A 6,598-nucleotide genomic window follows, 5' to 3' on the forward strand; every position below is an offset into this window, starting at 1 on the left:
TTGTGGATCGGCATCATCGGGATGCTGATCCTGACCCGCTGGTGGGACTTCTGGACCAGCTGACCGCCCCGGCCCGCCCCTGCCCGTACAGAAGCCGAAGCGGCCGCACGGAGCCCGCACTCGCGTGCGATGACTCCGTGCGGCCGCCGGTCGTACGGAAGTGGTGACCGTCCGGGACTACTGGCCGAGCGGGATCCCGCCGAGCATCGCGCCGCCCTTGCCGCTCTTGCCACCCTTGGCGCCCTTACCGGCCTTGCCGCCCTTCCCGTCCTTGGTGCCGCCACCCTTCCCGCCCTTGCCGTCCTTGGCGCCGCCGGTCAGGCCCTTGGCCACGTCGCCCACGCTGTTGATGAGCGAGCCGTCGTTCTTCGGGTCCAGCGCGTTCGTCTTCACCACTTGGGGGTCGAGCGACTCCTGGTTGGTCACCCTCTCGGCAGCCTTGCCCAGTCCGCCGTTCAGGCTCATCGGGAGGCTCTCGCCGGCGAACGCCGGGGTGGCGGCACCCAGCGCCAGCACGGAACCGGCGACGACCGCGGCGACCTTCATGGGCTTCATGGTGAATCCTTCTCTCAACGGTAGTTCTCGCTTACTGACTTCGTCCTCAGTAACGATCTCCGGCCGTGCCGGACACGACGAACGGCCGTACGGGCCCCGTGTCGACGGGTCCGTACGGCCGCTGCGGCGTACGCGCTACTGCTGGTGCTTCGGCGTCGTCGGCACGCCCGGAAGCTCCGGAGCCGGCGCGGGAGCCTCGGCGCCCGGCAGCTTCGGCAGACCCGGCAGGTTCGGGGCCGGCAGGCTGCCGTTCATGACGAGCGCCGTGGCCAGGTTGACCAGCGAGGTCACGACGGCCTTCGACTGGGTGGCGACGGCGTTCGCGTCCTTGGTGGCCGTCGCCTTGAGCAGCGCGTCCGTCGCCTTCTGTACGGAGGCGACGGCCTCGGCCGTCAGGTCGGCCGCGGCCGGGGCCTTGTGGTCGGCGCCCACGGCGTTCACCGGGTTGGCGTTGCCCGCGGGCTTGGCGGGGTTGGCCGGCGTGGCGGCCTTCACCGAGTCCAGCGCCTCCTTGATGGCCGCCTGGTGCCTCTGGACGTCCGCGGCGGCGATCTGGCCGTTGTCCGCCTTGAGGACTGCCGTGAGCAGGTCGGTGACCGGCGTGATGGTGTTGGACAGCGAAGCCAGCGTCTGCGTCTGCTGCTTGAGGGCCTCGGCGTCGGCGACCGGGGCGCGGACCGCGTCGGCACCGACACCGGTCGGCGTCTCGTGAGCGGTGGCGGCGACGGCGGTGCCGGCGGTGCCGAGGACGAGTGCGGCGCAGACGGCGGCGGCTGCGGCGCGGGATGAGGCGAGGGAACGCATGAAAAGGTCCTTTCGGAACATGTCGGGGGGTTTCCTCTTCACCGTGGGTCGCGGGGCCGTGGCCCGCAACTGTTCGGGAACGCCGCCCGGTGTCCGCCAATCGGCCGCTTCGACCCCGCTGACCTGGACCGGGCCGCCGGGGATTCTCACTCGTCCGGGACGCGTGTCGCCGCCGAAAGGGTGGCCGGACCCGCCCTCGTACCGCGGAGCACAGCGCAAGAGCCGCCCTCCCCCGGAATGCGCCGGCGGGGAGAGCGGCTCTTGCCGTGGGTGACGGCAGATCCGACTGCTGTCAGAGGTCAGGCGTTGACGCAGGTGTTGCCGAAGGCCGGGTTGAGCAGGCCGATGACGTTCACGGTGTTGCCGCAGACGTTCACGGGCACGTGCACGGGGACCTGGACGGCGTTGCCGGAGATGACACCCGGGGAACCGATAGCCGCGCCCTGGGCGCCGCTGTCGGCGATGGCGGCACCGGAGGCGCCGACGACGGCGGCGGCGGCCGCGGAGGACAGAACAACAGCCTTGGCGATACGCGACATGGGGATGAGCTCCTCGGTCTTGAGGGAATGGCGTTACGGGCACAGTTGCCCGACTACCGATCAACGCGGTGCGTGCTGATCGGTTGCGGTCCGAATGAGTGAAGAAACGTTCCGGGTTCGACAGCGGTGCTGCCGGACCCGCGGCCGTGCCTGAAGGAGCGCTCGGGGGAGCTTCCTCAGAGGTCAGGCGTTGACGCAGGTGTTGCCGAAGGCCGGGTTGAGCAGGCCGATGACGTTCACCGTGTTGCCGCAGAGATTGACCGGGATGTGGACCGGGATCTGGACCAGATTTCCGGAGAGGACGCCCGGGGAGTTGGCCGCGACTCCCTCGGCGGAGGCGCCGCCGGCGGAAGCCATACCGGCGCCGGCGAGGAGAAGGGCGGCACTCGACGTTGCCAGGACGACCGACTTGGCGACTCGCTTCATCACCATATCCTTTCGATTTACCAATGGTGCGACAGGCTCAACGACCGGGGGCCGTTCGGGAAACGCCGGTTCGCCCAAGAGTTCGTAAGGTCGCGAAACAAGGTTTGCGGACGGCCCGATTCAGGGATAGCGACTGTGCTTTGGTACGGTCCGCGCGTCTCACGTGATTTTCAGTCCGCCCTCTGTAAGGGTGCACTGTCGATTCATTCTTCGGGTCGGAGAGTCTCTATGCGCGATAGCGCGGTTCATGCTGTAAGGCGCGGTCTGCTGTTCGCCGTGACGGCGACGGCGACGCTGTCCGCGATGGCGGCGGCTCCGGCCTCTGTTTCGTCGGCCTCATCCGTTGAGGCGGGCACCCGAATTCCGTTCGGCGAGCGCTATCACGCCGTCCAGCACGGCGGGATCGTCCGGGCGGCCAACTCGGCCATCACCTGCCGTACCACCGGCGGGTTCACCCCCGTCAGCCCCGCCGCCGCCTCCGCGTGCGGCGCCGCGCGGGACAGCGCCACGGCGTCCAACGATCAGTACGACATGTTCTACACGGACATCGACAAGGACCCGAACACCTACAACTCGACCCGGGGCGAGCTGGACGTACTGGCCGGCGCCGAGGTGAGTTACGCCCGGCTCTACTGGGGCGGGAACCTTCGCGTCGGTGAGCAGAAGCCGCCGCGGGACAACGGCCGGGTACTGATCGCCGAGCCCGGCGGCGCGTACCGGGAAGTCCTGTCCGACACGCTGATCGGCCACCGTACGGCCGGTGGCGCCGATGCCTACCAGGCGTCGGCGGACATCACGCCGCTGGTCCGGTCAGCGGGTTCGGGCATGTACACGGTGGCGCAGATCAATGTCGCGATGGGCCGGACGGCGGCCGGCGCGTGGGGCGGCTGGACGATGGTCGTCGCGTACGAGAGGCCCGAGGACCCGCTGCGTCATCTGGCGGTCTGGGACGGCTTCGAGACGCTCGACGACCGGCACCGGGAGCTGCGGGTCGAGCTCGGGAAGCTGCCGACGCCGGCTCGCGGTACGGGCTCCATCGGGATCGTCTCCTACGACGGGGACTCCGGGGTGGGCGCCGATTCGCTGACCGTCGGGACGGGGCGCGGGAATGCGCGTTCGATCGATGACAGCGCGAATCCGGCTGGTGATGTGATGAATTCAAGTATCGCCGATCACGGATCCAATCGGATTAAACGACAACCCGCTTACAAGAACACTCTCGGATATGACTCCGATGTCTTCGACTTGCGTAAAGCACTCGTTCCGGGAGGCGACACTATGAACGTAAGTTTCCGGACCGGGCGCGACTCGATCTGGCTCGGCGCGTTTTTCGTAGCGGTGGACGCGCGGCGCTGAGTCGGCTCACTCGGCGGCGCTTCAGCAGCGCTTTCGGGTTTCACGGATTGCCCGATCCACGACACCAGAGACCACGAGTGGAGTGAGTTGCGCGTGCGGTCACCAAGGCACGGCCCCGGTCCCGGCTTCACCGTGCTCCATCTCGTCCAGCCGGTGGACGGAGGAGTGGGCCGGGTCGTCGCCGATCTCGTGCACGCGCAGGTCACCGCCGGAATGCGGGTCGTCGTCGCCTGTCCCGACCAGGGGCCGCTCACGGCCGAGCTGGCCGCGCTGGGCGCCGAGACCGAGGTCTGGCACGCGACCCGCGACCCCGGGTTCGGACTGCCCGCCGAGATCCGGCGGGTCGCCGAACTGGTCGGGCGGATCCGGCCCGATGTGGTGCACGCGCACAGCGCGAAGGCCGGCTTCGCCGGACGTCTGGCCGTACGGGGACGGATCCCGACCGTGTTCCAGCCGCACGCCTGGTCGTTCGAGGCGGTCAGCGGCAGGACGGCGGCCCTCGCCCGGGGCTGGGAACGCCTGGCCGCCCGCTGGACCGCGCGCGTCGTCTGCGTGAGCGAGGCCGAGCGCGCCCGGGGCGAGCGCGCCGGCGTCCGGGCGCCCTGGTCCGTCGTCCACAACGGGGTCGACCCCGACCGCTTCCGCCCGGCGGACACCGCCGACGGACTCGCCTCGACCGCCCCCGCCCGCGCCGCGCTCCCCCCACTCGCCGAACTCCCGCCGGAGACCCCCCTCGTCGTGTGCGTGGGCCGGCTCTGCCGGCAGAAGGGCCAGGACATCCTGCTACGGGCCTGGCCACTGGTCCTCCAGGACGTGCCCCGGGCCCGACTCGTACTCGTCGGCGACGGCCCCGACGCCGAGCGGCTGCGCGAGAGCGCCCCGCCGTCGGTGCTCTTCACCGGGGCCGTACGCGACACCGTGCCCTGGTACCGGGCCGCGGACCTCGTCGTACTGCCGTCCCGCTGGGAGGGCATGGCGGTCGCGCCGCTCGAAGCCATGGCCAGCGGGCGCGCCGTACTCCTCAGCGACGTGGACGGGGCGCGCGAGAGCCTGCCCCCCGGCCAGCGGGCGCACTGTCTGACCGCGCCCGAGGACCACGCCGCGACGGCGGCCGCGATCACCGCGCTGCTGCGCGACCGGCCCCTGCGCGAGACCTTCGGCCGCCAGGGCCACGAACACGTACTCAGCACCTATGACGTGCGGCAGACCACGAGGGCCATCGCGGACGTGTACCGCGACGTGGCCGCCGTGCCGCGCTCCGAGCGCAGGGAGCCGATCGCCCAGTGACCACGGAAAGCACCAGCGTCCCCGCACCGTCCGGGCGCGGATCGACAGGGCATCCGGCCGCGGGCGCCGGGCCGCGAGGCCGGGGTTCGGGACTTGAGGGCCCCGGCGGACTCGGCGCGCTCGGTCCCGCGACGGTCACCGCCACCGGACAGCCGCCGCTCGGGTTCGTCCCGCTCGCGCCCCGGCGCGACGCGACCGACCGCCTCGCGCTGCCGCCCCGCCGCCGTACGGCCGCGCCCCTGCGCCTCGCGCTGCCGCTCCTCGCCGCCGACTGGGCGGCCGCCCTGCTGAGCAGCGTCGTACTCGGCTCCGAACAGCGCCACACGGTGCTGATCGCGCAGCTCGTCGTCTGCGTCACCGCACTCAACGCGTACGCCGGGCTCTACCGCCCGTCGGGACCGCGCACCGCCCTGGACGAACTCCCCGCGCTGGCCGCGCGCGTGCTCGTCGCGTGGTGCGCCGCCGCCGCCCTGTTCGCCGCGCTCCTGCCGACGCACGCGCTGGGCCTCACCGCACTGCTGGCCGGGAGCGGCACGCAGTTGCTGGCCGCCTGCTGCTGTCGGGCGGTCGTCCACGGACACCGGCGGCGCACCGCGCGGGACCGGCTGAGTTCCGCGCTGATCGTCGGCACGGGGCCGGCGGGGCGACGGCTCGCCGCGCTCTACGCCCGGCACCCCGAGTACGGCCTGCGGCCGGTCGGGATCGTCGCCCCCGTACGCGGCGACGGCCACCCCTCCGACGCGGACGCCGACGCGGACGCCGACAACCTCGCTCCCGCGCTCCCCGTGCTGACCACCATCGAGGAGATCCACCGCGCCGTCATCCAGAACGGCGTCCAGCAGGCGGTGTTCGTCGACGGGACGAGGGATACGAGAGGCACGACAGGAACCGGGCCCGACGCCGACCGGTCCGGGCTGGTCGCGCTCTTCCACGAGTACGGCTGCGCCACCCTGTTCGTCGGCGGTGGCGGCGGTCGCCGCGGAATGTCGCAGCACGTCTGGGGCTTCACGTGCCGCCGCGTCGACCCGCCCACCGCGGGCCGCGGCACCCTCGCCAAACGCCTGCTCGACGTCGCCGTCGCGGCCCCCATCCTGCTCGCCATCTCCCCGGTGCTGCTGACCTGCGCGCTCGCCGTACGACTCCTCGACGGCCCCGGGGTGCTGTTCCGTCAGGAACGCGTCGGACAGCACGGCCGCCCCTTCACCCTGCTGAAGTTCCGCACCCTGCGCCCGGCCGACGACCACGAGGCGGCCACCCGCTGGTCGGTCGCCAACGACCGGCGGATGAGCCCGGTGGGCCATCTCCTGCGCCGTACGTCGATGGACGAGCTGCCCCAGATCTGGAACGTCCTGCGCGGCGACATGAGCCTCGTCGGACCCCGCCCCGAACGCCCCTTCTTCGTCGCCAACTTCAGCAAGACGCTCCCCGGTTACGCGGCACGTCACCGCATGCCCGTCGGTATCACCGGCCTCGCGCAGGTCCACGGGCTGCGCGGGGACACCTCCATCGAGGACCGCTCCCGATTCGACAACCACTACATCGACCACTGGTCGTTGTGGCAGGACGTGTGCATCATCATCCGAACCACCCTCTCGCTCGTCCGCCCGGCGGGGAGCTGACGTGGCCGACGC

General features: G+C 71.4%; 7 protein-coding genes. 3 read left to right on the forward strand and 4 right to left on the reverse strand.

Features of this window, described 5'->3' with window-relative positions; all coding sequences use genetic code 11:
- Window positions 1-177: 177 nt before the first annotated feature.
- The 4 genes from P3L51_RS34310 to P3L51_RS34325 all read right to left on the reverse strand — a co-directional run bounded on the left by P3L51_RS34310 (window position 178) and on the right by P3L51_RS34325 (window position 2,324).
- Window positions 178-555, reverse strand: a complete 378-nt coding sequence (locus P3L51_RS34310; RefSeq protein ID WP_354609273.1) for a hypothetical protein — start codon at window positions 553-555, stop codon at window positions 178-180.
- Between the two features lie 135 nt (window positions 556-690).
- A complete protein-coding gene (locus tag P3L51_RS34315; RefSeq protein ID WP_354609274.1) occupies window positions 691-1,359 on the reverse strand; it encodes a hypothetical protein in 669 nt (222 codons plus the stop codon).
- A gap of 299 nt (window positions 1,360-1,658) precedes the next feature.
- Window positions 1,659-1,898, reverse strand: coding sequence for a chaplin (locus P3L51_RS34320; RefSeq protein WP_354609275.1), 240 nt, complete (start codon window positions 1,896-1,898; stop codon window positions 1,659-1,661).
- Between the two features lie 183 nt (window positions 1,899-2,081).
- Window positions 2,082-2,324: a chaplin gene (locus P3L51_RS34325; RefSeq protein ID WP_354609276.1), complete on the reverse strand. Its 243-nt coding sequence runs from the start codon at window positions 2,322-2,324 to the stop codon at window positions 2,082-2,084.
- 228 nt (window positions 2,325-2,552) lie between these two features.
- On the opposite strand from P3L51_RS34325, the gene P3L51_RS34330 reads away from it, so the two are divergent.
- The 3 genes from P3L51_RS34330 to P3L51_RS34340 all read left to right on the forward strand — a co-directional run bounded on the left by P3L51_RS34330 (window position 2,553) and on the right by P3L51_RS34340 (window position 6,586).
- On the forward strand, window positions 2,553-3,680 hold the full coding sequence (locus P3L51_RS34330; RefSeq protein ID WP_354609277.1) for a DUF3344 domain-containing protein: 1,128 nt from the start codon (window positions 2,553-2,555) through the stop codon (window positions 3,678-3,680).
- Between the two features lie 93 nt (window positions 3,681-3,773).
- Entirely contained in the window at window positions 3,774-4,967 is a 1,194-nt protein-coding gene (locus tag P3L51_RS34335) for a glycosyltransferase (RefSeq protein ID WP_354609278.1), read from the forward strand.
- Window positions 4,964-6,586, forward strand: coding sequence for a sugar transferase (locus tag P3L51_RS34340; RefSeq protein WP_354609279.1), 1,623 nt, complete (start codon window positions 4,964-4,966; stop codon window positions 6,584-6,586). Before P3L51_RS34335 ends, P3L51_RS34340 begins: the two co-directional genes overlap by 4 nt.
- The last annotated feature ends 12 nt before the right edge of the window (window positions 6,587-6,598 follow it).

The organism is Streptomyces panacea (genome assembly GCF_040560175.1).
GTDB lineage: Bacteria > Actinomycetota > Actinomycetes > Streptomycetales > Streptomycetaceae > Streptomyces > Streptomyces panacea.